We start from the raw sequence: 24,140 nt of genomic DNA, 5'->3' as shown, positions 1-24,140 counted from the left end.
TTAAAACTGCTTAGTAGCGTTAATTGAAACTCGGTTTTCATCATAAGTGCGCCCTGAAACATTTGAGCTACGATGAGTAAATTGATAGCGATAGGTTAAGAACAAGCCTTCCATAAGATCTTGCGCTAAAGACAAGTCGTAACGGCTATATTTGTCGATTTGTTCGGCTCCGGTAAGTTTCTCGAAGCTGTAGTGGTCATAGTCAAAAGCAAAAGCCAAACTCAACTGCCGCGACAATTTGTGGTCATAACTAATACCGCCGCCGTAGGTGGTATCTTTAATGAAATCCGTAGTATCTCGTAAACCTTCTCGAGTTTGATGACGCAACTCGAAATCGAGTGCAGAGCGGCGTAGATCCAAGCGCGTATTCCAACGGAAAGTTTTATCCAACTTTTGTTCTTCTACATTATCGCCCTCAACAAAGAAACGGCGGTCAAAGCTGGTTGGTTCTTCTTGGTAACTAATATCGGTACTGATGCGGCGTTTTTGATGCGCAAACATAAACTCATAGGCATCCCCATAGAAACGTTTGCTGTATTCAAAGAAAAACTTGGTGCGACGATTAGGCTCTAAATTGATGGCAGCGCCTACGTAATCATCGTTTTTCTCTTTATTTAAGGAAAAATTATAGCTTACCTCAATGTAACTTAGCTTAGTACGAAAATAGCGTAATGCTGGTCCCCAACTTTCTGATTCACCAAACTTGGCGGAAGAACTAAGACCTTCTAAGTAGCTCTCTGCGTAGTAACGAATGAAGGGACTAAAACCCGCTCGCTGTTGCAGACCTAACTCACCCTTGTATTTTACGCTTTCCGTTTCTTGCCTATTGTCACGGGCTTCTCTGCGAATATAGCTGGAATCAACTAACCAAAATACCTGATTGACTCTATGGCCATTTTTGAATACCAATGAGGCATCGTAATCGTTGTTATTTCCTCGGTTATCTTCGTAACGATATAATTTACCGGAAACGCGAGCATTAAGATCAACCCATTTACGTGGATTAGATTGATAGCTAAAACCTACGCCTAATTCGCGACTTTGGATAAGATCACCCGCCACCACATCGGTAATCGCATTATTACTCACGTCGGCAGGTAATATGTCCATAGCGGCCGTTACATCCGCGCTAAAGCCAGAGCGCCCTAGCTTCTTGTCGGCGTTAAAATCAAGTTCATGGTAAAGCTTGTTTTTATCCGAATTATACGAATGGTAAGTTTGCCTAGCTCGATACTTCAAGGAGAGCTCGCCGTCTTTGCCCAGTACATCTGTAACAAAGCCAGCAGAAATAATACCGATTTCGCCGGACTCTTTGTTTGTCTCGGTAAGTTCAGCGTTATCCGTATAGATAGCTTCTAAATCAACTTTAGGGCTAAACTCCACATCCGCGGCCTGAGCCGAAAAAAGCCCCCCAACAGTAATAACAAGCGCAACAAAAAACCTAGGCGCTGCGTTCTTCCTCATATCCGTAGCCATATCCGTAGCCATATCCGTAGGTTCCTGTTTTCCCATGCACCGCTTTATTCAATACATAACCAATTGCCAGCTCTTCACCAAACTGCTGTACCGCCGATTTAATCGCCGCCAATTTAGTTTTATCTTGTTCAACCACTACCACAGCTTGACCGACAAAGTTGGACAACACCACTGTTTCATTGACGCCTAAAACTGGAGGGCTATCAAACAGCACCACTCGGTCAGAATAGCGGCTATTTAGTTCTTCTGTTAAGGCGCGCATTTTATCGCTGGCCAATAATTCATTACTTAAATGGTGAGGCATGCCTGCGGGCATAATGCGCAAATTGGGAATATTTGTATGGTAAATAACATCAGCTACATCGTCAGTTTCGCCTAACAAATATTCCATTAAGCCCATATGCTGACCAATTCCCAAAGTTTTGCTCACCGTGGGTTTGAGCACATCGGAGTCAATTAACAATACGGTTTTGTCTTTTTCCAAAGCAAGACTCAAGGCTAAATTAATCGAGGTAAAGGTTTTGCCCTCGCCGGGATTGGCACTAGTGACCATAATCAAGTTGCTTTTATCCTGCGGAATCAGGCCTGGCTCAAAAGCATTTTTCAATAATTTGCGCTTAATGCTACGGTATTCGTCACTCAATACCCGAGTCTCTCGAGAACGAATATCCGACAACATGCCTAAACGCTTCAGCACCGCAGAATCAATTTGCAGAATGGGCTTATCTTTCTCTGAAACGCTAGAGGAATTGGCTTGCTGGCTTTGTGCAGTAGTCTCTGGTGGCTTTTCTTTTGCCTGCGCTTGCTGAGCAAGCTTGCCCATGGCTTTTTCAATCGTACTCATAGCAATCCACCTAAGCCTAAAATAATTTTACTGTGTAAATTGGGTAGCAGGTTAATCACCATAAAACCAATAAAACCACACAACAACACGGCATTTGACAATACAAATATCCGCATTTTTCGCTTCTCAATTTTTGCCAAACCAGAGCTCTGAGTAGCCGACACCACGCCGAAAACAGGAAAGCCCGTTTGTTGATAAAGCTGTTGAATACTCGACACTGCTGGATTGATCTGACTAAATACAAACGATAGGCCAATCCCAATACCCAGCGCTAAAATCAACACACCAGCAATTAACAATGGTCGTCTTGGCCCAGAAGGCTCAAGCGGCACTCGTGGAGCATCAATGACCCTAAATTTAATGTCATCCGTGGTTTTACCGGCGCTTTGAGAGATCAAGGCGCTTTCTCTACGTGACAATAAATCTTCATATTTAGATTTAGTGATCTCGTAATTACGATTTAAGCCAGTCAATTTGGCCTCAACATCAGGTACCTGACGCAAGCGTTGTTCTAGACTGTCGACTTTTTCTTGGTGACGTTGCTCTCGCACCTTAAGCGAAGCCACTTCATTCTCTAATTGGCTTACCGTGATCTTAAGATCTTGATAAATCACCGACTCGGAGGCTATAGCCGCTGGAGTCCTCACATTGACCAAGGCATTATCTTTTTGCCGTTGTAATGAGGCAATTTGACGCTTCACCTCAATAACATCTGGATGGCGTTCGGTATAACGTAATAACAAGTCATCTAAACGAGTTTGCATCGCCACAATACGGTCATCAAATTCGGTGCGCACCCTAGCCGTTTGCTGAGAAGCTAAAGCCTCTTCGCTAGCGAGTTGGGCTCGGGCAGAAGTAAGCTTTGTCTCGGCCTCACTGAGCTGCAAACGAGTTTCTTCTAACTGCTTTTTTACCGATTCCAAGTTACTGTAATAAGTGGTTTCTTTACCTGGTAGAAACTCCGTGTACTCTTGCTTAAATGAGGCTAGGCGTTTTTCCGCCTCGATCAGACGGGTTTCATACTCTTGTATTTGCTGATTAATAAAAGAATTGGCAGTATCTGTATCTTGTCGTTTTTCCCCAAGGGTATTTTCAACAAATACATCTAAGGCAGCTTGCACTACATCACGCACATACTGTGGAGAGTCACCACTAAAAGTAATGGTGTACAAATTCTCTCTACGAGTTTTATCGATTTCTATGGTTTCTTTAAGTGAGTCGAGCAACTCATCATACTCTGCGCTGTTGTTGACTCTCACATCTGCATCACTGGCTCGGGCTATTTTTTCTAAATTGCCGCGACTCAGTAAGGTCTTCACCATCATCGCTAATTCCTGACTTGGATCAGTCTGGAGCGCCAACCCCTTTAATAGGGGTTGTAGCAAAGAGCGAGTATCTGCATAAACGCGAGCCTCGGCTGTATATTGGTTGGGCAGCAGGGTGACAGCTATCCAACCAATCGGGCAAATAATCCAAAGAGCCAGCAATATATAACGGCGCTTTAACCATATTCCGCGGAGGTACTGCAGGAAATCCTCTATTAAATCTTGCATCTAAATCAGTACTCCGACTAAAACCACGCTTCTGGGATAATGATAATATCACCTGGAAGAACATCCACGTTGGCTTCAATCTCACCGTCTTGAATTAACTTTCCAACTAAAATTTTATAAGAACGTTGCTCACCTCCAACTACACGAACCAAGCGAGCATTATCCCCATCGGCGAATTCGGTTAAGCCACCAACTTGAATCATTACATCTAACAAGGTCATATCTTCACGGTAGTTAATCGCTTGCGGTTCAAAGGCTTCGCCAATCACCCTAACTTGTTCGCTGAAGGGGCCAACAAAACCAGCGACTGTCACCGTCACGATGGGGTCACGAATAAACTCGGATAACTCTGATTCGATCAAACGCGCTAACTGGGTAGGCGTTTTACCGGAAACCTTTAAGTCTTCAACCAATGAGGTAGAAACCATGCCATCGGGTCTCACCAAAAAGGTGCCGGAGATTTCAGGGTTGCGCCAAACAAAGATATTTAACTGATCGCCCGGACCAATCAAATATTGATAATCTGCCGGGTCTTTAGTTAAAGAAGGATGGATTGACGCACTGGGTAGGGTTGATAAAGAATTGGAGCATGCGGTTAGGAAAAGCCCTATCGCCATAACCGCGAGTAATTTAATTACCACTGTATTAAGTTTTTTCATAGCACTGTCCATTACGCTGAAAGTTCACCAAATAAAATTGATTTAACTAGTCCTTTTTCCCATGATAGTGCGCTAGCGCGCATGTTGTAAATCTCTAGGGCTAAATAGTTTAAATATATTGACATTTATCTTCGGTGTGACAGAAATGTAATGGTAAGGTAACATTCTCAAGCTTTACTGGAAGGGCGCAAGTTGCTTGTATTTTTAGTGTCACTGACCTGAAATCTCGCTATACTTGGGAACCTTACTATTAGAATTTAACAATCTGTTTCAAGGAAGAAGCGTGGCTGGTTCGAAATTTCACAATCTAGATCCTGGTAGTAGAGCAATCATTCTTGCCGAATTTTTGTTGCTTATTGGAATATTTGTGATTGGCGTGGAACTACTTCGTTTCACCGGCTTTGAAAATATTCCCAACTACGGCGAAGGCATCTTACTACTGCACTGTGCGCTATTTATTTTCCCCATACAACTGTCAATATTGTCAGTTGGCCTATACAACCAGAAAATCCGAGAAACCTTTCGCGGAGTAATTCGCCGCTTATTGGTCAGTGTGGCTTTAGGCTACTTTATCTCCTCAGTGGTTTATGTGTTGTCGCCTCTTAACGTATTTCCAGGCAACTTTCGAGAAGTGCTTTATGCCACGGTAATGCTTGGTTTAACCACCGTGCGTTACTTTGCCTTGAAGATGCGCTACGAACATCTTGGGCGCAAACGTATTTTAGTTTTAGGTGCCGGAGAGAGAGCCAGCATTATTGAAAAACGGATGCGTCGCAAATCAGATCGTGTCAGTTTTGAAATGGCAGGGTTTGTTAGAATGCAGGGTGATTCAGAAGATGGTATTAAACGCGAAACTATTATTGAGTTAGACCAACCTTTAGAGTCCTTTGTGCTGGCGCATGGCGTAGAAGAGATCGTTATTGCCGCCGATGAACGCCGCGCTAACCTTCCCGTAGATAGCTTATTTTTATGTAAATTACGTGGCGTTGAAATTACCGATATTATCGACTTCATTGAGCGAGAGTCTGGCCAAATAGCTGTGAACCTCATTTACCCTTCTTGGGTGATTTACAGTAACGGGTTTCATTCCACTAACTATCTCAGAAGCTCTTTAGACTGGATATGCAACACTCTCTTAGGACTCATCGTATTAGCCCTGACTTGGCCGCTTATGTTAATTACCGTACTGATGATTAAGCTTGAGGAAGGTATTAGAGCACCAGTTCTATATTCCCAAGAACGCATCGGTTTAAACGGCCAGCCTTTTAATATTTACAAGTTTCGCTCGATGCGCACCGACGCAGAAAAAGATGGTGCCAAATGGGCTCAAGAGAAAGATCCTCGAGTAACTCGGGTGGGCAACTTCATTCGTAAATACCGAGTTGACGAATTACCACAAATTTATAATGTACTGGTGGGCGATATGGGCTTTGTTGGCCCAAGACCAGAACGCCCTGCTTTTGTGAAAGAATTGGTGCTATCGATCCCTTATTACAATCAACGCCACAACGTAAAACCAGGTTTAACTGGCTGGGCACAACTTAAATATCCCTATGGTAGTACCGAAGCGGATGCCTTAGAGAAACTCAAGTTTGACCTGTATTATATTAAACACCGTAGCTTCTTACTCGACCTGCTGATTTTAGTGCGCACCGCCGAAATCATTCTATTTGGCAAAGGACGCTAATCCTTGGGTTCAGCGTCAGCCACTGAAGAACCAAGCAAAACCCGTAGCGGCTTAATCGAAATGGCTGCGGCGATTTTAGTTACGGCTATTCTACTAGGCTTATTTTGGCCAGTAGTATTAGATATTTGGCGCTATAGCTTTGATGACGGCACCTACTCGCACGCCTTTTTGATCCCTTTGGTGGCTGTTTATGTGCTTTACGATTGCCGTAAACAGCTGCAATTTCGCCAAAGCTCAAGTATATGGCTAGCTTTACTGATTATCTGTCTCGCCTTAGAACTACTATTTTACCTAGCCCAATTCAGCCTTCCTACACGGGCGCTGCTACCGTTTATTTTACTGTTTAGCCTACTGAGTATCTTCAAACATAGATTCAGCCTTTATGTTTATTCTTTGGTGATGATATTTGCCACGCCCATTTGGGGTGTACTCTCGCCACCATTACAGCATTTATCCACTAACATGGTAGAGCTGGTAATGTCCTATACCCATGTCCCCAGCTATTTTGAAGGCAACGTGGTGTCTATTCCTTCCGGACAATTCGAGATAGCCAACGGCTGCAGCGGTTTACGTTATTTCATCACCTCACTATTTCTCTGCCTACTGTATATCTATTTTAATATTCGCAACCTCAAGAAAGCGATACTGTTTTTGGTGGTAGGTCTCGCGGGTGCGCTGGTAGTTAACTGGATACGCATCATAGTGATTATTTTGATCGGTCACGAAACACAAATGCAAAGTGAGCTCATCTACGACCATAACGACCTTGGCTGGTATCTGTATATTCCTTATTTAGTTTTGGCTTTCTATTTGGGAGCCAAACTCAGTGATGCGCCCACGACGTCTAAGTTGAGCAGTGTCGCCCCTTCCTCTTCACCCACTCCCCGTAATGTGGCTTTTGTATTATTGGCCCTAGTTATTTTCTCTCCAAGCATGATCGATTGGCCGAACTTGGATGCAGATAAACTTAATCAGCCTCCAGCGCAGCTCACTAGCCAAATACACCCGACTCTGTTAGTCGACAAGTATCAAAGTCTTGAGCAGCAACAGCTCCAAACAGAAGAGCTGCAATTACAGTTATGGCTATATCGCTTCAGTGGCTTAGGCTTAGATAACAAAGCTTCATATTATTTAAATGAGGTAGTTCCGGAGTCTTTACATGTCAACAAAACCATGGTTGAAGAAAACATTAATTACGTTTACTTTCGCGCGTCTAGCAACCGTCCAGCGCTACTCGCCTATGCGTACGCTAACAGCGCAGGCTTAGCCGCTAATCGCTCACAATTAAAAAACCAACGTTTTATAGAAGTACTCAGAGGTCAACGTAAAAGCGCCATTTTAGCGGGCTCCAGCCTGTGTTTAGAGCAAGATTGCCAAGCTGCAAAAAATGCTCTAACCGAGCAACTTCAACGCTACGCTAGCAGTCCTTCATTGCTGCAAGATCCAAGTTAGAGAACCATTTCCGGTAAACCACCAGTTGAATTTTCTGAGGGGCTTTAATGCCCACGCAGGATTAGCCTCTGCCCTGCTACCAGGTTGATAGGCAGTTCGGTGACAGGTATTAAACAGCTCGTCGGCCAACAGGCTTAGTAATAAGTCATCCTGCTGACGCTGGCGTTTAAGATGCACCGCTTTATAAACCATGCCAGCCACATCGCAACCGTGTTGTCGGTCATTCCAAGAGTTGCGCTCTTGAAAAATAGACTCACCAAAATACACCAAGTAATCAGGTATATATAAGGTCGTCCCCTTATGCTCTACAGTATAAATGCCACGCTCTAACAACAGCTCAGCAAAATCGATAATCATCATTGCTACTGTGACATCTTTGGTTATCCAATAATAACGCCACAACTGCTCCACCAATAATGCACTCATCCAGGGCGAGCACACCATCACCTCACTATTCTTACCGGTATGCACCTTTAGGCGATGTTGAATGCAGGCTCCCGAGCCAGCTTGGTTTACCTTTAAGTCTGCTTTAATTCCCTCTAGTAACTGCTGCACTCGCGCATGCGCGCTAGCACTGCCATCCAGTTCCCATTGGTTTACCGCTAAATTAAAAGCGGAAGATAGATGACGCTCGGTCCAAAAACCTAGGCGCGAAGAATAGCGCTCGGGCCAAGCCAAACCTTTAGCGGTCATTTTTTCGATAGCTTCTCGAGTCTGCGGTGAAGGGTAAAATAGGTAATCCAGCAATAAACCCGCACTTAACATGTATTTTAAGTCTGCCCGTCCCTTTAAAGTGAAGTCACCCTGTCGATCGAGTTTGCTGATAAAAAACTGAGCCTGTTGGTGAGCTACGCGCTTCCAATGCAAGTCGCCGCTTTTAAAATACAGTTGGTAAAAGTTATATGGCCTATCAAACAACCACGGCGAAGCACTGGTACTAGGCAAAGTGGCCTTTTTAGTTGGATCTTTGGGTTTGTGCTGTTGTGCAATTAAGCTTTCATCGGCGCTAAAACTCGCATAGCGCCAGTGCGCTTTATCAAACCAGCCCCATTCAAGATTATTTGGCTGGTAAATCACTGGTGAGTATAGCGCGAGGTTTAACCACGCTTCGGGTAGCTCTACGTCGATTAACCAGTTTGGGTCAGCAAATAACTTTTCCCTAGGCTTAAGCTTGTCCTCTCCCCAACTCAAGGTCAATGGCCCTGCGCGTAGCCCTTCCACTGCAAATAACACCGCCCGATAATAACGCGGCTCACTGGTATTGGGCCAAAACAAATGCGCGCTGGCGCGAAAAGTCAGTGACTTGGAGCCTTGTTCAAGCTGAAAGCCTTGCTGCTCGGAAATAGTCGAATTGCCAATTGGCAGTACAAAATAATGTACTTCACTGACAGTTTTTAAGGGAGGTATGGTGATGTTCAAACTCTGGTCAAGAGCGTAACTAGCAAAACTGACTATCTGCATACCCACACTAAGCATGGTAAACAAAAAGCGATGGCTAAGGCGCAAAAGCATAATTCAGCTCCTTGGAATTACAATGCTAAATCCTAAAGTGTAGATGACTTATAAAAACCGAGCTGATTAAGAGCCCTGCATATCATTTAAGCTAAGAATTTGCATTTTTAAGGCTTCTACCGATTTGTTGCCATCTACCGAAATTCGCTTCAAAGCAAAAGCGCTGCTCTGATCGAGGTGAAAATTAATCCCAGTCATAAAAGAAAAGGCAACACGATAACCACTTTGCTTGGCTAATAGTTGGGTTTGTTCGGTAAAGCTATCCGCGCGCCCCACAGGATAAGCCAAAGTGTAAATAGGCCTCGCCAGTTTTGACTCAATATAACTCCGCGATTCACTCAACTCTTGGCGCTGTTGCTCCTTGGTAAGGTGGGCTAATATTGGGTGGCTACGGGTATGAGAACCAATCGTCATGCCGTGATCGGCCATTTCCTTTAGTTGCTGCCAGTTGGCAAAGAGGTTTTGCGTTTTAGGTAATGGCGGAGCCTGACATTCTCGTTTCAGTTGAGCCAACTTTTCATCCATGGAGTAGCTGTGATCGGCTTTAAAGGCAAACAACAATTTTCGAATGTTTTGGCTTTGGTTTTTCCCGCTAAGATCGACCGCACTGGTCCAGTGCGCTAACTTCAGCTTAGAAGAACGGGAGTGTTTCACCAACCAAGCGACCTCATCCCACCAGGCCATTATTCCGCCGTCGGTATATTCAGTAACCACGAAAAACAGTGCGCTTACACCATGTTTCCTCAATAAAGGAAAAGCATGGCTATAACTATCAATATAACCGTCATCAAAGGTAATCAGAGCATAAGGCTTAGTGATATCGGCTCCAGACTCTAACAAGGCCAACAGGCTAACCTCATTAAGTACTTCAAATTCCTGCAAGTAAAAACGTAAATGTTGTTCAAACACCTCGGCAGTACAACTAAACACGTTAGGGTCAAACTCGCTGCCTCTCGCGTCTCCAATGCGATGGTAATTAAATACATAAATACCAGGCAAGCGCTGCTTCCAGCGCTTCTTATAAACACTGCCGAAGAAAAACTGGCGGATTTTCGCTCTATTCAGCATCCATGCTCTCATTCAAGGTTTTATAGACCGGTGCCTTAACCAAATAATCGCGAAATTGATTCGGGTTACCGCTTTCTCCAGCCTCTGCAGCCTTGGCTATATTGTACATCTCACGCGCCGACACGTAATGCAGCACGTAGTTATCACCATCGTTATACTTGCTTTCCAAATAATCACACATTTGCTCAAAGGGCTGTCCCAACAAGGTTGGCATGTCGGCTTCTTGAGTACCGTGAGTATGAACCTTAATGAAGCGCCATTCGGGTCGCCCTTCAACGTGAATATTTGCCTTCACCCAAAGATCGATGCGGCTTTCACTAGGCGGCATGCTGCTACGCACATCGGCGTTCTCGATTTGCGGAAAAATGCCTTTTTTACGCACCTTCCAATTAAGATCCAATGGCCCGTTGATTAACATTAAATCTCCCCAAGCTTGGCCACCCACTTTTACCATTTGGCCACGGTTGTGAGATTTAGGCGCATCAGGATCGTCTTTAGCGTAATAAATGGAGTTAACCGTGGCCGGTTGAGTCACACTTGGCGCCGAAGGGAAGGTATAATCAACAAAACACCCGGTTTCTTTGAGCACTATCAGCTCATCATTAACCCCACATAGTTTGCCTTCAGGGTGGGAGTTATCCAAAGTCCAGTTGCCATGAATAAAAGCATACTGCAGCTTACCGCTTTGCTCACTGCGCACAAACGCGCCATGCTTCTCATGCAGCAATTCAGTGAACCCCTCTAAGGTTTTACGTAGATTGTCACTGGTATCGTCTTCATGGTGTAGGTGAACTTCTATCTCACCAAAGCCTCGAGCACATAAATCGGCAATTTTAGCTAAGTGTTCATAACGGTATTCTTCTTCAGGATAGAAAAAGGAATGTTTCGGAAAACAACCATCGGCGTCTTGGTGTTTTCCGGCCACTTGCGGATAGTCATTAAACCAGCGGTCAACCCTTGCTCGCTCTTGTTCAATGCTAATGTTTTTCCCCCATTGCGGTTCGTAATGGTCGACAAAACAAAACAGAATATGAGTTGGCCCTTGATGTTTAGTCTTTGCGCTAAACTTTCGCTGCAGATAATGCGGCAACCATAAGTGCATTTGCTTTTTACGAATAATAAGGGTTACGGCTGCTAGGCTTAGCAGCATTACTACAACCAAGGCTAAAATTATTGTCACCGTGACGTCCTTTGCCATGTGCCTTGCACATTTTTAAACAGAAATGAATAAAAGCCCTTCATTAGCGCTAAATTCATCGATACAAAAAAAGTAAGAAAAGCCAAGCTGCCAGGTAGGCTTTCTCCCCGAGAACTCTTACGCTTGCCCCAGATCGCCAATCCATAGGCCAACAATTGAATTAGCAAAAAACCCGCATAGGCAGGCTGAGCCGCTAGCAATAGGTTACTTAACAGTGCAACTAACATGCAATGAGGGGTAAACCAGCGCAGTACTTTATGGCTGATATAAGCAAAACAGCGCGCACCTCGTAAGGGGTTTAGCGCCCACAAACAGCGAGTAAACGCTTGGTAATTTCCCGTACCAATTCTCACTCGTCGTTGCTCTTCATCTTGTAACGAAGGGGCAACTTCTTCATAAGCCACCGCATTAGGTTCATACACCACCTGCTTGCCCTGTTTCGACACATTCATCACGATCATAAAATCATCAACGATGGTATTGCTTGGCAGGGGTTGATAAAACGGCTTGGCAATCGCATAGATGGCACCGTTGGCTCCCAGCAAAGCACCAATGCGCGACTCATGAAACTTGAGCATTTGCTCATAACGCCAGTAGATACCATCTTTATTATCGGCCGATTCCGAGTCAACGAGGTGCAACTCACCGCAAACAGCGCCCACTTCTGGGCTATCAAAGTGTTTTACTAGGTTTTCTATGGCGTCAGTTTCAAAATGGGTGTTGGCATCTGACATCACCAAGATGGAATCGTCAGTTAAGGCAACCAAATCGTTTAACACATTAATTTTGCCGCGATTCTGCTCAAAAACATGCGCTCTAAAATGACTCGCTTGTACCGCCATTAAAATTCTTGCCGTGGCATCGCTACTGCCGTCGGAACCGATATGAATAGTTAACTTTTCCTTGGGGTAACTAAGCTGCAGCAAATTATCGATTCTTTGCTGCAGACATTGCTCTTCGTTATAAGCGGCAATAATAATCGACACATTGGGCCATACTTTCGCTTCCTCAGAGCGACGTTCGCGACGACGCCAAAGATAACGAGTATCGCGCAATGCCTGCTGAATACCACTCACTATTAGCAGCAGCAAGGGGTAAACAGCGTAACTATAGGCAATCAAAGTCAGCGACAGCCAAAATATCAGTTCCATTTACTGCTCCGCTTGAGATTTTGCGGCATGGGGCTTAGCCGGGATCCCCAGCATGGTTTGCCCTTCTTCCGCCGATTTGGTTAACACCGCATTAGCCCCCACCTTCACATTGTCTGCCACCGTAAGTGGACCAATAATTTTGGCGCCAGCGCCAACAAAAATATTGGAGCCTAAACGCGGTGACAGGCCTTTTTCATCACCCATCACCACTCCGCTCTCCACGGTAATATTAGTGCCGCCGCTAACTTTAGAGTTAATCACTACCCCAACCGGGTGCATAATCACAAAGCCTGGGCCAAAATCAGCACCGCTGCCAATCACACAGCCATTGATAAACTTATTCAGCCATTGGAAAAAATAGGCGATTAAAGCCAAGTTATGAGTAGCGCACCAGCGCATCCAACGATAAATAATGTTGGCGCTGGTGCCATCGGCCATCAAGATACGCAGCATACTGAGCTCTGCTCCATCCTGCTTAAATATTTCCTGCTTACGCCGCAGATCCGCTTTAATCAGTTCCATTAATTCACCAATGTCAGTAATTGCTCTGCGTTATGCCGCCATTGCCGTTCCTGCTCGATGTAGCGGCGCGCCTGTTGGCCAACTCGTTGCTGCTCCTCGACTTGTGAACACAAGGCCAATACTCGTTCTACACAGGCCTCCCGATCATTAGCCTTAAACAACCAACTGGTTTCACCATCGGCGACCACTTCTGCAATGGGAGTAAAATCTGGCGCTACCATGCCTTTGGCCATTGCCATAAACTCAAATAGCTTCATCGGCGAACCATAATCATTTGAGTCTGGCAAAATGCCAAAGTCCATCGCGGCTAAATAGCTAGGCACTTGGTCATGGGCAACCCGCCCCGGCAGAATAATTTGCTGCTCAGCACCGGCGCTGGCAATGCGCTGCTTAATGCTGGAGTAGCACACCCCGTCACCCACTAACAACAACACTACGTTTGGGTAATCCTTTAAGCGCTCAGCAATTAAATCCACAAACCAATCTATGCCATGCCAATGCACAAAAGCGCCTACGTAACCCACCACTACCTTATCTTCAACTTGTAGCTGTTGGCGCAGTGCTAGAGCGGCCTCATCGTTAAGCACAAATTGGTCTAAATCTGCGGCATTGGGCGAGACCAGCGAAGGTGCAATATCAGGGTAAGCCTGTTTGGCCACTTGCTGAAAACGACTAGAGATAAATACCAAGCCAGTTGCATTACTAAAAATCCATGACTCTATGGCACGCGCAATACGTTGGAAAAACAAATGGCGAACCCGATGCACCAAGCAAGAGTCGTTAATCTCTAAAACTATGGGAACTTGATGACGCTTAGCCCACCAGACGCTGGCAAACATAAACAAAGAATAACGTTCATAAATCAGTTCCACTTGCTGCTGATGCACCGCTTTGCGTAAACGCCACCACGCCAATAGGTTAAAGCCTAGCTCAAACAATTCAAAAACAAACTCTGGAGTATATTTAGTCAATTCCGCTAAACGCGAAAATAGGCTTTTGTTTTTAGCTGGCGCTTGTTTAGGTGCCTCTGTTGCAGCCTTATTGACTAATTCTTCTTCTGGATCGGCACCAGGTAAAGACAAAATACTCACCTTATGCCCCAATTCACGCAGGCCTTTTACCACCCCGCGAATATGCACACCTTCAGCACCTCTGCCTCGCGTACGATGGTGGAATAGAATATTCATTTAAGCTTGTTCTCCAATGCTTGAGGGTAGAGCCCGCTGCACACGGGATGAGAATAAAATGCCGAAAGTTTCAGGCGTAAAGGGATGTCGGGCTAGGTTATCATGCTGTTGCTTGAGCGATAGGTAGCGAAAAGACTTAAACACAGGCCTAATAGTCACAGGAAACCGTCGCTTGATGCTAAAAACGCGACCGTAACTACGAGAATCTAAGAGCTTAAAAAACATTAACCGCAAATCCATTTGAGCCAATAATGTTGAGCATAAACCAGCTTGTTAGTGTAACAAAATACCCAAACATCCCCAGCAATTTATTAACCAAAACATTAACTTTTACCCATTTCCAACATCTCTAGAAACTGCTGTTGGTTGCGCTGCCATGAGAACTGACTAGCATGTTGCTTGATCGCAGCCCTATCCCAATCACGCTGCATTATGCTTGCAATACCTTGAGCAACCGCATCCGCCATTTTAGGTTTAATTAATATTCCACAAATGGCTTCATTCACCACCTCTGGAATACCGCCAACACGGGTAGCCAACACTGGCGTGCCACAGGCCATCGCTTCAAGAACCACATTGGGTACCCCCTCTGCGTAACTCGGCAGGGCCAATAACTGGGCATGGCTGATCCAAGCCGGTAAATCGTCATGCGCCACCGAGCCAAGCCATATGACGCGCAGCTTTAAACCATCCCTTTGAGCTTGTTGTTCGATTGCCGCTTTCATCGCACCAGTGCCCGCATAGACTAAATGCAGCTGCGGCTGACTGGCGGCTATCTGTGCGAAGCCTTGATATAGCTCCATCACGCCCTTATCGGCTTTTAAGTTCCCCACATACAGCACATAGGGTTCTGAGTAGGGTCGCTCACTATCAACCCCAAACTTTTGATGATCTACCCCGTTGTAGATAACCGATATTTTATTCTGAGCAATACCTAAATTGCCCATCTCTTTTGCCAGTGCTTGAGATACCGACAAAATGCCTAAAGCCCGCTGACTGGCCTTTTTAATTTGTTTCGCTCGAGCAGGAACTTGCGCCAGCTGGTTAATATCACTGCCATGCACCTTAAAGAAAAACCGGGCTTTATACAGCTTGGCTAACCAACTAGTTGCCACCGCCTCAGGATAAGCCCAGCTAGCCATTAGCACTTCAGGCCGTTGGCGCTTCAGCCACCAGCCAGAATGCAATAGTAACGACAGAAACATCATCACGCTGTAAAAGCGGCGGCCCAACTTGGGCGTGTAAAAATAGGGTAAATAGCGAAGCTCATCTGACTGTTGTATTTGCCTACGGTGTTTAAACCACTCAGGAAAGGCCACCGGCACCAATATCGATAACTGATACTCGGTTTTGAGCAAGGAAAATTGTTGATGATTAAACTTAGCGCGATTAGGCTCCCATGGCAGCGGGTAGAGATTGCTAATGATCACCATCGCCGGTTTAGACTTCACAGATAGTCACCCTATGTTTGCCACTAGCTGTCAAGGGAATTTCGTCTACCAGTTCAAACTCCAAAGCTAATTCACCATGGCTGTATTTATTAATTTCCTCACGAATGCCTTGTTTGTCTTGTTCGCTAAACAGCTCGTTCACCACCAGCTTTATACGCACTTGCTCTAAGCGTTGCTGAACCACCTGAAAACGACTTATGCCTTTAAACTCTTTAAATAAATGCGGGAACAGCTCGCCCGGAATACTGCCACCAGAAGGGGTTTTAATAATATCCAACTTGCGACCATCGATACTGGACATTAAAGGTAGAGGGTTACCACAACTGCAACTTTGCTCCAGCAAGGTCCCGCGGTCGCCATTTAAATAACGGATCAACGGCATACCATAGTTGTATAAATCGGTAACTAAAAGGTCACCGCTGCTACCCGTTACCACTTGACCTTGCTCATCTACAGTTTCAACCACTAGATGATCGGCATTAATGTGTAACTGTTTATGTTGGGGGCACTCGGCTGCCATCAACATGAATTCACGACAGCCAAAGGTATTATAAACTGGCGCATTGAAAGCTTTGGCGATTTCTTGGCGTTGAAACTCATGTAAGGGCTCAGCGCCAGTTAAAATGGTTTGCGGCTGCCATACCTGCAACTGATTTTGATTAATATACAGCGCGAGTTCATAGAGTGGATTCACATACGACACCATCGCGGTGGCTTTATAGCGATTCATTTGCTCGACATATTGCTGCAAATTATCTTTATTCATGGCGAACGAATTCAGCATCTTACGATTATAAAAGCCATGATAAAGCGCATTCTTAATGGTTTTAAAACGCGACGGTTGGCCTAAATCGGCGCCCCACAAATACAAGGTTCGCTGACCCAATCCCGCTCCTAACCAACCGTAACCTCGCCACATAACAGCCTCTCGGCGAGTATTGCTTTCAAGATCCAATTCAAAGTGAAAAGGCTGGCCAGTAGAGCCACCTGTGGATTTGCGAATATTATGCGAATGCTGAGACGATACAAACTCGGCGTAATGCTGTTTAATATCATCTTTGGTGACGATGGGTAAACGCTGAAAGTCTTGCATACTGGTTATATCGCGTGGGTCATTTATCCCTAGCTCGGCCCATACTCGCGGATAGTATTGAGTATTATGGAAGGCATGCGCGATCAAAGCTTGTAAGGCCTGCCATTGCAAATCAAGTATTTGCTGTTGAGAATAACCTAAGTGCTGCTCATAAGTACTCAAATGCTTTAAAAGGTTTTTACCTTTAAGCATTTCATAAGCAGGCATTAAGCAACTACGTAGTAACGATGGGTAAAGGGCCATCACTCACTTCCATGTCCATATGAAAACAAAAGTTTAGAATAAAGGCTGAACCTTTATGTAAACTCGCCAGCGAAACTTAGCCTATCACCTTAGTCCCCAACAAACACCTAGGGCTTAAGGCAAATATTAGATTTTTTGTGTTTAAAGCCAATAGCTAAGCGATAATTCTAACCTTAGAAGTCGAGCCATTTAAACCTCTATATTAGCTACTCTTTTTCATCAAGATACGTTAGCCTATCGAACAGCGCAAAGTGCTATATGTTAAGGAAAACGCTTATGGACATTGGTCCTATTAACATTATTGAAAAATCGGACAGTAAAGTTTACCAAGTAGACTTCACTCTCAAGGAGCAAGCCCAGCAGTTATGGTTTGAAGTCAGTCATTGTCCATCTATAAGTCTGACCAATAATGCGGATAGCGCTTTACTTGCCTTATTATTGCCTGCGATGTTAGCTAAGGAAGATATTCATATAAAGGATGCCGTCTCTGAGCGCTTATTGTTTAACTTAAATGGCCCCTATCAAAGCCTAGTTTTGCAACAGATCCCATTCTTAAACAGGATTAACATTTCTGCTGAACGCTGCAGTTCCCAAGTGGCTGCTGGCGAAGGAGTAATTAGCGGGTTTTCCGCAGGCATCGATTCGTTTAGCACGATATGCGATTACTTCGCAGAACACAGCCCAAAGCAGCTTAAAATTACCCATTTACTTTATAACAATGTGGGCTCACATGGCGTAGGTGAAGAACGCTTATTTAAGGAGCGTTACCAACAATTACGCACCACCGCCAATAAATGGGATTTACCTTTCATTATGGTCAACTCCAATATGGATGACTTCTATGGCAAGGTACTAGATTTTCAGCTTACTCATACCATTCGTAATGCAGCCGTCCCTTTATTGCTGCAAAATCACATTGCTCACTTTCTTTACTCTTCAGCTTACAGTTATCACGATGTTTTTGTTGGCCCCAGTTACGATATGGCCTATAGCGATCTATTTAGCTTGCCACTAATGTCTACCGAGTCACTGCAAAGCCACTCGGTAGGCAGTGAATATTCGCGAATAGAAAAAACCCTCAAGGTCGCACAAAGCGAGTACTCTTACGAGGTATTGGATGTTTGCGTGAAAGGCGACAGTGCGAATAACTGCTCTCACTGTGACAAATGCTTGCGAACCCTACTGACTTTAGATTTAGCCGGCAAACTTGAACTCTATAAAGAGCGCTTTGATTTAGCTGTGTATTATCAACATAAGCAACACTTCATTGCGAAACTATTGATAAGCGATGACCCTTTACTTAAAGAAATTGTGGTTTGGGCCAAACAAATAGGCCAGCCTTTTGCCATAAAACACTATCTCGATGCCTATTGCCTATTGCTTAAAGGCCTTCCCAAGCAACTGCTGGTAGAGCTAAAAAAACCTGTAAAAAAAATACTCGGTGCTGTGGGCTTGTATCAAGCTAAGCAATACTATTAAGCCTTTTCCTACTCATAGAAATCAATGCCTAAACAAGCCCCACTGAAAAACCAAGTACTGTCGTCCCTAAAATGGGTGGCAATGGGAAAAATAGTGACCCAAATGTTGCGTTGGGCAATGACCTTTTGGGTTATTCGCATTCTAAGCCCAGACGATTATGGCGTAGTGGCCATGTCGGCTGTGTTATTTGGCTTTTTTAATATTGTTCTAAGCTCATTATTTACTTCTTCAATTATTCAGCAAAAAGACTTAAGCGAAAGCGCGCTTAAACAAATATTTGGCGCGATCCTTCTCAGCCACGCAGCTTTCTTCCTTATTCAATATGGTGTAGCCGATCCTGTTGCCGCTTACTATCAATCAAGCACCGTCAGTGAGGTGCTTAAAGTGAACGCTTGGTGTTTTGTATTTTTGGCCTTCGAGGTGATCCCCGCGGCCTTATTAGCTAAAAATATGGAATTTAAACAAGTCTCATTGATCGCAGCCACATCCAACATTACCGCCGCCGTAGCCACGTTGGTGATGGCCTACTCCGACTTTGGCTTATGGTCACTGGTTTATGGTGAGCTGATTAACATCGTTTTACGGTGTGTTTTAACCTTTATCACCAAACCGACACTGTTTCTGCCCAGCTTTAGAGTCCATCAAATTCACGGCATGCTTAGATTCGGTGGCTTACTGTCTATTTTGTCGATGTTATTTTATGTATTTACCAACATGGATGTGGCGATAGGCGGAAAAATAATGACGCCTACAGAAATAGGCTTGTATGCCATTGGCTTACAGGTGGCACTGACACCACAGAAAAAAATCATGCCCTTACTTCGCCAAGTGGCATTTCCGGCTTATGCGCAAATACAAGACCAAAGTACTCTCATCTCTAAATATGTACTAAAGGTACAACGCTTGTGTATTGGCTTTACCTTGCCCATTTTCTGGGGTTTAGCCTCTGTAATCGATGTCGTCATTCCTTTGTTACTCGGCGAGAAATGGCAAGGAGCGATTATACCTACTGCTATTATGCTTATAATAATGCCGCTACGCTTCAGTGAGGAACTATTCGGGCCGGCCTTAAAAAGCTTGAGGCGCGTCAAACATATGCTGATAAATCTATGCATCATGATTTTTATTATGTTTATCAGCATACATATCGGTGCGCGCTTCGGAGCAACAGGACTCGCGTTTGCTTGGTTAAGCGGTTACCCACTTGGCTATGTAATCGTAGCTTGGCGTAATAGCCGAATACTCAACACGCCTTTTAATCTATTGATTAAATGCTTCATCCCTCCGATGCTAGCTGGAGCCGGCATGCTGGCTATGGTTTATTTAATTAAACTAATAAGCCTTCAGTCTCTAGCGCTTAACCTAATTGTACAAATTGCTGTTGGTGGCCTAAGCTACTTAATGTTAATTAATATGCTAGATAAAAATTCAGTCAAAGAAGCTGTAGCCTTAGTGAGAAACAAAGGGAATTGATGGAATAGAGGCCACTAAAAAGGAATTTATTGTGCTTTCTGTTATCACTTGTATCCGCCATCCAGCAACCGCCAAAGATTTTGGGCGAGTTAATGAGTTATTACAAAAAACTATTAACTCATTACATAATCAAACAAATAAAAATTTTGAGCTGTTCATTGTCTGCAATCAAGGTTCTGAGTTTAATCTCAACACCTATGATATTAAAACTGACATGGTCTATGTTGACTTTCCACCAACAGAGCACATCGTAGTGGTCGATGAACAAAGCCAACAGGACAAATGGAATGCCTTTCGTAAAGACAAAGGCACTAAATGCCTAGCGGGATTAAACGCAGCCCTTAAAAATAAGCCTGAGTTTATTATGTTTGTTGATGGTGATGACTATTTACATAAAGGGCTTGTCGATTACGTTGATAAAAACAAAGAGAATTATGATGGGTTTATCATCGACAAAGGTTTTGGCTACAAATTAGGTAGTGATATTGCCTACGAAATCGAACCATTCAACCTATCCTGTGGCACTTGTAACATCTACCGAGCTGAACTCTTTTACCCTTATTTAGAGCAGGCCATATATACAAATCAACAAACGATCCTAAATAGTGTTGATGATTTTATGACCTATGAAATACTTGGCAGCCACAAGCACGCAAATGAGCTATTTCAACGCGAACACGCTAAATTCCAATACATTCCCTTCGCAGCCGCAATGTATATCATCGATAATGGAGAGAATGACAGCGGAATCAATCAGGTTACCTTTAAGGCAAGAACCTTAAATGCCGTAATCATTGAAGACTTTGCCTTACAAACTCAACCTAGCCTATTTTTCAAAAGATACTATGAATTGCTCAGCTATCGTTTCAAAGCAAAAATTAAAAAGAATAAAAACTCATTATTGGTTCGTAGCCTAGTTAATTTAAAACATCGATTACATTAAGCTCTACGGCCGAGCATCTTTAATACGGCTTTTAGCATCAACCAAGCAGTCTGGGGACGACAACGTAACCGTAAAGACAAAAACAACACCTTAAAAGCCTTTGCAGCTTGTTGATTCCACAGCAAATCTTTGCCCCAACTAAGGTAAATTTTTGCCTTTACTTGCTTGGCTAGAACTTGCCACTGCAGCTCTGAAGCAGGCTGTCGCTGTAAAAAACGATCCACTACCGTTAAGTTATCTTGATAGGATGACAGCAAACTCCCCAAACTCCCCTCTATATCGGCCTTCCATACCAAACTAGTTTGTAACAAGCCAATCGGTCCTTGCTCGGCTATTCGCAAATACAAATCGATGTCTTCTGCCGTTTTCAAGTCCTCATCAAAATAGCCGACCTGATTCAACACTTCTCGTCTCACCATAAATGAGGAGGTCACTAAATAAGGATGTAAAAAGACTTGTTGGAGATCTTTTGTGACTCGCTTGGATTGTTGCTCGACTTGCTGAGACAGCGTTTCTTCGTCAGCTTTATAAGAAGTTTCGGTATAACAAGCCACCCAATTCTCGCAAGTTCGCATTGCGGCAACCTGTTGCTCAAGCTTATATGGACGCCACAAATCATCAGCGTCGAGAAAGGCAACAAACTCACCTTTAGCTGCTTGAAGCCCAGTATTTCTTGCTTTTGAGGCACCAGCGTTTGACTGAGTAATCAGCTGCAAACACTCTGCATATGGCGCTAAACATTCAACGGTATTGTCACTGGAGCCATCGTTAACCACGATAATTTCGTAATCATCAAAACTCTGAGCAAGTACTGAATCAATCGCCTTATGGATGAAACTGGCAGAATTATAGGCGGGAATAATTACACTGACCGTCACTGTCATCTTTTGACCTGTCTCTAAGCTAATTATGAAGTTGCTCAAGGCTTTGATTGAGCCGAGTAAGCAAGTGGTTTTGCTGCTGCTCTTGACTCAATTCGCCTTGAACTTGGCGAGCCATATCAGTCAAGGTTCTACACACTTCCGTACGACGTCGACCGCTAGAATTACGCGGTTTAGGCTGATACCAATGTTTACCCAAGCCAAGATTCTGCAACTGTCGTTTAAGCTCATCTTTAGCTCCAGCGACCAGCCCTGAAGCATGATAAAAATAACTCGGCAATTGCAGCGGCTGATATGTCATGTTGACGGTGGATAACCAATCTTGCCATTTGTGACGATTAACATGCTCACCCAAAATTAAGGCTTTCCATGGCAAACGTAAAGCATCGGCTACAATTGCGCCATGCATGGCTTCAGTAAGCAATAAACGACATTTAGCCATTTCCGCAAACACCCGCTCCACCGACCATTCAGGAGAGATAAAACGCAATCCGCAAGCCTCAGCAATATTCTGCCAATCGGCGCTACGACAACTGAGATAATGTGGCATAAAACCAACGTCACCATTTAGCGAATGTTGCGGCTCCATCACATTGCGCAGCAATAAGGCTGAATCAGTCACCGCCAGCTGAGGGTCAAGATTTAAGGCTTTAGCACTGTAAGGGCCTCTTAAGGCATGCACTTTCCACTTGTCGGTCACCTGCGGCAATTGACCATAACCTACTCCAGAACCAACAATATGCAGCATTTTATCGTCAGGTAAGCGGTGATTAAGTAAGGTACCAATACCCACGAGCAGTGTAGATGAATCATCATCAATTAAATGGGGTACCAGTTTAGGCCACAGCCAGGGGTTAAGGTCATCACCAAAGTTGCCGACCTCATCCTTATAATAAAATAATTGCATCTTGTATTTAGTTCGTCCTTGTAATCTGCTGAGCAGAGTATTTCCCGCGATCGAGCCTATAAACCGACTTTTAAGGTAATGTACACGGCGATAATGACCGTCCAACTATATGCCATACTGCGCCACACCATTTTACCTGAAAACATCTCAATCAGACTGGGGCGCATTTTTAGCAGGCGAAAATGACTGGCCATTTGCATTCCCATAAAAATAAACAGCAACAGGGTAAATTGCCGACTAAGAAAGAAAGCCGTGACCATAAAGCCAATCATTGAGTAAAACAACGCTTTATTCAGGACCACTTCTTCACGGTATTGCTCAACCAGCGCTTCATCAGCTCGCTCGGTTTCAGACTCGTCATCGCTAAAGACATTAAACTGTTTCAAAATAGCGTAACCGACCAGCATATTCATCACCAGGGCTCCGCCCCACAAGCTATAACCAAGTACACCTAACTCACTGGCCACATGCACATAGGAGTTATGAGCAACGATACCGTGCCGGTCGATGAAGTTACCCATACCCACCCCAAACACCGGGTTATAAATGAGCATTTGAATACCGTCATACCAAGCATCTAAGCGCCCTGCCGCCGACGCTTCCGAGGAAGATAAGCCACCAAAAGAAGCAATTAATGTTGCCGCAATCGGCGCACTAAAGGCGGCAAACAGAATCAGCTTCGCCCCTGCATTATTAATTAGAAAATAAATTCCCACTACCGCCACGGTACCCAATAAAGTACCGCGAGAACCCGTCATATAAACGCCGTAACCTAGCGCTACAATCACCGCTAACATCAGCAGTTTCATCAGTTTGCCCCCCCTGCCAAAGAAGTAGGCGACAAAAGGCATATTCATTACCAAGAACATCCCCAAGTCATTAGGATCACTGAAGAAACCTAAATAGCTAATGCGCATTTCTTCTCGGCCCACAGTAATACTGCCACCGATACCCGCACCGTAACTGCCGTTAAAGCTAGACTGTTGAACATGGCCGTTATAAACCATGCCTAAGGCTGCTGCGATGCAGATCCACATCAGCATTCGCTGTCGCCCAGGAGAGTTGATCAACACGCTGTACAAAAAGAAGGGAATAATTGAGCTGACAAATAAGCGCTCGGCTTGAAAAATACCACCAGTGCCCCAGCCATTCAAAAAAGCCGAAATCATAATAATCGGCACCAAGCCCAACAACATATAGTGCTGAGCCCGCAGAGTAATTGGTCGTAGGGTAAATAAGGTGGCCACAAACGACAGCATCGCAAAGATTTTGATAAAGATATACTCCGATGTCGTCGGAGAAAACTCATGCGGGCGGATCAATACCGCAATACTGTATAAGCATAAAAAAAAGAAGGCCGC

20 protein-coding genes are annotated in these 24,140 nt (G+C 44.4%); 5 read left to right on the top strand and 15 right to left on the bottom strand.

The features are described 5' to 3' along the window. Genes ACQY6Q_RS05555 through ACQY6Q_RS05540 form a run of 4 tightly spaced genes read right to left on the bottom strand, consistent with a single transcriptional unit; the run spans window position 1 to window position 4,532 of the window. Window positions 1-1,383, bottom strand: coding sequence for a TIGR03016 family PEP-CTERM system-associated outer membrane protein (locus ACQY6Q_RS05555; protein ID WP_427978877.1), 1,383 nt, complete (start codon window positions 1,381-1,383; stop codon window positions 1-3). Window positions 1,384-1,441: 58 nt separating this feature from the next. Continuing rightward, on the bottom strand, window positions 1,442-2,320 hold the full coding sequence (locus ACQY6Q_RS05550; protein ID WP_427978874.1) for an XrtA-associated tyrosine autokinase: 879 nt from the start codon (window positions 2,318-2,320) through the stop codon (window positions 1,442-1,444). Further along, on the bottom strand, window positions 2,317-3,873 hold the full coding sequence (locus ACQY6Q_RS05545) for an XrtA system polysaccharide chain length determinant (RefSeq protein ID WP_427978871.1): 1,557 nt from the start codon (window positions 3,871-3,873) through the stop codon (window positions 2,317-2,319). Before ACQY6Q_RS05545 ends, ACQY6Q_RS05550 begins: the two co-directional genes overlap by 4 nt. 17 nt (window positions 3,874-3,890) lie before the next feature. After that, complete coding sequence (locus ACQY6Q_RS05540; protein ID WP_427978868.1) at window positions 3,891-4,532, bottom strand: XrtA/PEP-CTERM system exopolysaccharide export protein; 642 nt, start codon at window positions 4,530-4,532, stop codon at window positions 3,891-3,893. Between the two features lie 283 nt (window positions 4,533-4,815). Between ACQY6Q_RS05540 and ACQY6Q_RS05535 the strand changes: the two genes are divergently transcribed. Continuing rightward, window positions 4,816-6,219 carry a TIGR03013 family XrtA/PEP-CTERM system glycosyltransferase gene (locus ACQY6Q_RS05535; RefSeq protein WP_427978865.1) on the top strand — a complete coding sequence of 468 codons (1,404 nt, stop codon included), beginning with the start codon at window positions 4,816-4,818 and terminating at the stop codon, window positions 6,217-6,219. 3 nt (window positions 6,220-6,222) lie between these two features. Further along, window positions 6,223-7,671 (top strand): exosortase, encoded by a 1,449-nt coding sequence (gene xrt / locus ACQY6Q_RS05530; RefSeq protein ID WP_427978862.1) that lies wholly within the window; start codon window positions 6,223-6,225, stop codon window positions 7,669-7,671. Here the strand turns inward: xrt and ACQY6Q_RS05525 are convergent. From ACQY6Q_RS05525 to ACQY6Q_RS05490, 8 genes are all read right to left on the bottom strand, one after another. Continuing rightward, on the bottom strand, window positions 7,648-9,183 hold the full coding sequence (locus tag ACQY6Q_RS05525) for a hypothetical protein (RefSeq protein ID WP_427978859.1): 1,536 nt from the start codon (window positions 9,181-9,183) through the stop codon (window positions 7,648-7,650). The two genes, xrt and ACQY6Q_RS05525, sit on opposite strands and share 24 nt — an antisense overlap. A gap of 66 nt (window positions 9,184-9,249) precedes the next feature. Beyond that, window positions 9,250-10,251, bottom strand: a complete 1,002-nt coding sequence (locus ACQY6Q_RS05520) for a polysaccharide deacetylase family protein (protein WP_427978856.1) — start codon at window positions 10,249-10,251, stop codon at window positions 9,250-9,252. Further along, on the bottom strand, window positions 10,241-11,431 hold the full coding sequence (locus ACQY6Q_RS05515) for a hypothetical protein (protein WP_427978853.1): 1,191 nt from the start codon (window positions 11,429-11,431) through the stop codon (window positions 10,241-10,243). The genes ACQY6Q_RS05520 and ACQY6Q_RS05515 overlap by 11 nt, the downstream gene beginning before the upstream one ends. Beyond that, window positions 11,428-12,600, bottom strand: coding sequence for a glycosyltransferase family 2 protein (locus tag ACQY6Q_RS05510; protein WP_427978850.1), 1,173 nt, complete (start codon window positions 12,598-12,600; stop codon window positions 11,428-11,430). The genes ACQY6Q_RS05515 and ACQY6Q_RS05510 overlap by 4 nt, the downstream gene beginning before the upstream one ends. Continuing rightward, window positions 12,601-13,122 (bottom strand): serine O-acetyltransferase, encoded by a 522-nt coding sequence (locus ACQY6Q_RS05505; protein WP_427978847.1) that lies wholly within the window; start codon window positions 13,120-13,122, stop codon window positions 12,601-12,603. Next, window positions 13,122-14,309, bottom strand: coding sequence for a glycosyltransferase family 4 protein (locus ACQY6Q_RS05500; protein WP_427978844.1), 1,188 nt, complete (start codon window positions 14,307-14,309; stop codon window positions 13,122-13,124). Before ACQY6Q_RS05500 ends, ACQY6Q_RS05505 begins: the two co-directional genes overlap by 1 nt. 323 nt (window positions 14,310-14,632) lie before the next feature. Next, window positions 14,633-15,760 carry a glycosyltransferase gene (locus tag ACQY6Q_RS05495; protein WP_427978841.1) on the bottom strand — a complete coding sequence of 376 codons (1,128 nt, stop codon included), beginning with the start codon at window positions 15,758-15,760 and terminating at the stop codon, window positions 14,633-14,635. After that, a complete protein-coding gene (locus tag ACQY6Q_RS05490; protein WP_427978838.1) occupies window positions 15,750-17,096 on the bottom strand; it encodes a phenylacetate--CoA ligase family protein in 1,347 nt (448 codons plus the stop codon). Before ACQY6Q_RS05490 ends, ACQY6Q_RS05495 begins: the two co-directional genes overlap by 11 nt. A gap of 276 nt (window positions 17,097-17,372) precedes the next feature. Here ACQY6Q_RS05490 and ACQY6Q_RS05485 point away from each other — a divergent pair, with 276 nt between their 5' ends. The 3 genes from ACQY6Q_RS05485 to ACQY6Q_RS05475 are packed head-to-tail and all read left to right on the top strand — an operon-like array spanning window position 17,373 to window position 20,991. Next, complete coding sequence (locus ACQY6Q_RS05485; RefSeq protein WP_427978835.1) at window positions 17,373-18,575, top strand: hypothetical protein; 1,203 nt, start codon at window positions 17,373-17,375, stop codon at window positions 18,573-18,575. A 24-nt stretch (window positions 18,576-18,599) separates the two neighbouring features. Beyond that, window positions 18,600-20,048, top strand: a complete 1,449-nt coding sequence (locus ACQY6Q_RS05480) for an oligosaccharide flippase family protein (RefSeq protein WP_427978832.1) — start codon at window positions 18,600-18,602, stop codon at window positions 20,046-20,048. Between the two features lie 31 nt (window positions 20,049-20,079). Further along, the gene (locus ACQY6Q_RS05475; RefSeq protein ID WP_427978829.1) at window positions 20,080-20,991 is read left to right on the top strand and encodes a glycosyltransferase family A protein; all 912 of its coding nucleotides are present in this window, start codon (window positions 20,080-20,082) and stop codon (window positions 20,989-20,991) included. Here the strand turns inward: ACQY6Q_RS05475 and ACQY6Q_RS05470 are convergent. Genes ACQY6Q_RS05470 through ACQY6Q_RS05460 form a run of 3 tightly spaced genes read right to left on the bottom strand, consistent with a single transcriptional unit; the run spans window position 20,988 to window position 24,026 of the window. Continuing rightward, window positions 20,988-21,875, bottom strand: a complete 888-nt coding sequence (locus ACQY6Q_RS05470; RefSeq protein WP_427978826.1) for a glycosyltransferase family 2 protein — start codon at window positions 21,873-21,875, stop codon at window positions 20,988-20,990. The two genes, ACQY6Q_RS05475 and ACQY6Q_RS05470, sit on opposite strands and share 4 nt — an antisense overlap. 19 nt (window positions 21,876-21,894) lie before the next feature. After that, window positions 21,895-22,779, bottom strand: coding sequence for a polysaccharide pyruvyl transferase family protein (locus ACQY6Q_RS05465; RefSeq protein ID WP_427978824.1), 885 nt, complete (start codon window positions 22,777-22,779; stop codon window positions 21,895-21,897). A 56-nt stretch (window positions 22,780-22,835) separates the two neighbouring features. Next, window positions 22,836-24,026: an O-antigen ligase family protein gene (locus ACQY6Q_RS05460; protein WP_427978821.1), complete on the bottom strand. Its 1,191-nt coding sequence runs from the start codon at window positions 24,024-24,026 to the stop codon at window positions 22,836-22,838. Window positions 24,027-24,140 lie beyond the last annotated feature (114 nt).

The sequence above is a fragment of the Agarivorans sp. genome (assembly GCF_050295395.1).
Classification (GTDB): domain Bacteria; phylum Pseudomonadota; class Gammaproteobacteria; order Enterobacterales; family Celerinatantimonadaceae; genus Agarivorans.
The sequence above is the reverse complement of the archived record's forward strand: the minus strand, read 5'-3'. Positions and strand labels throughout refer to the sequence as shown.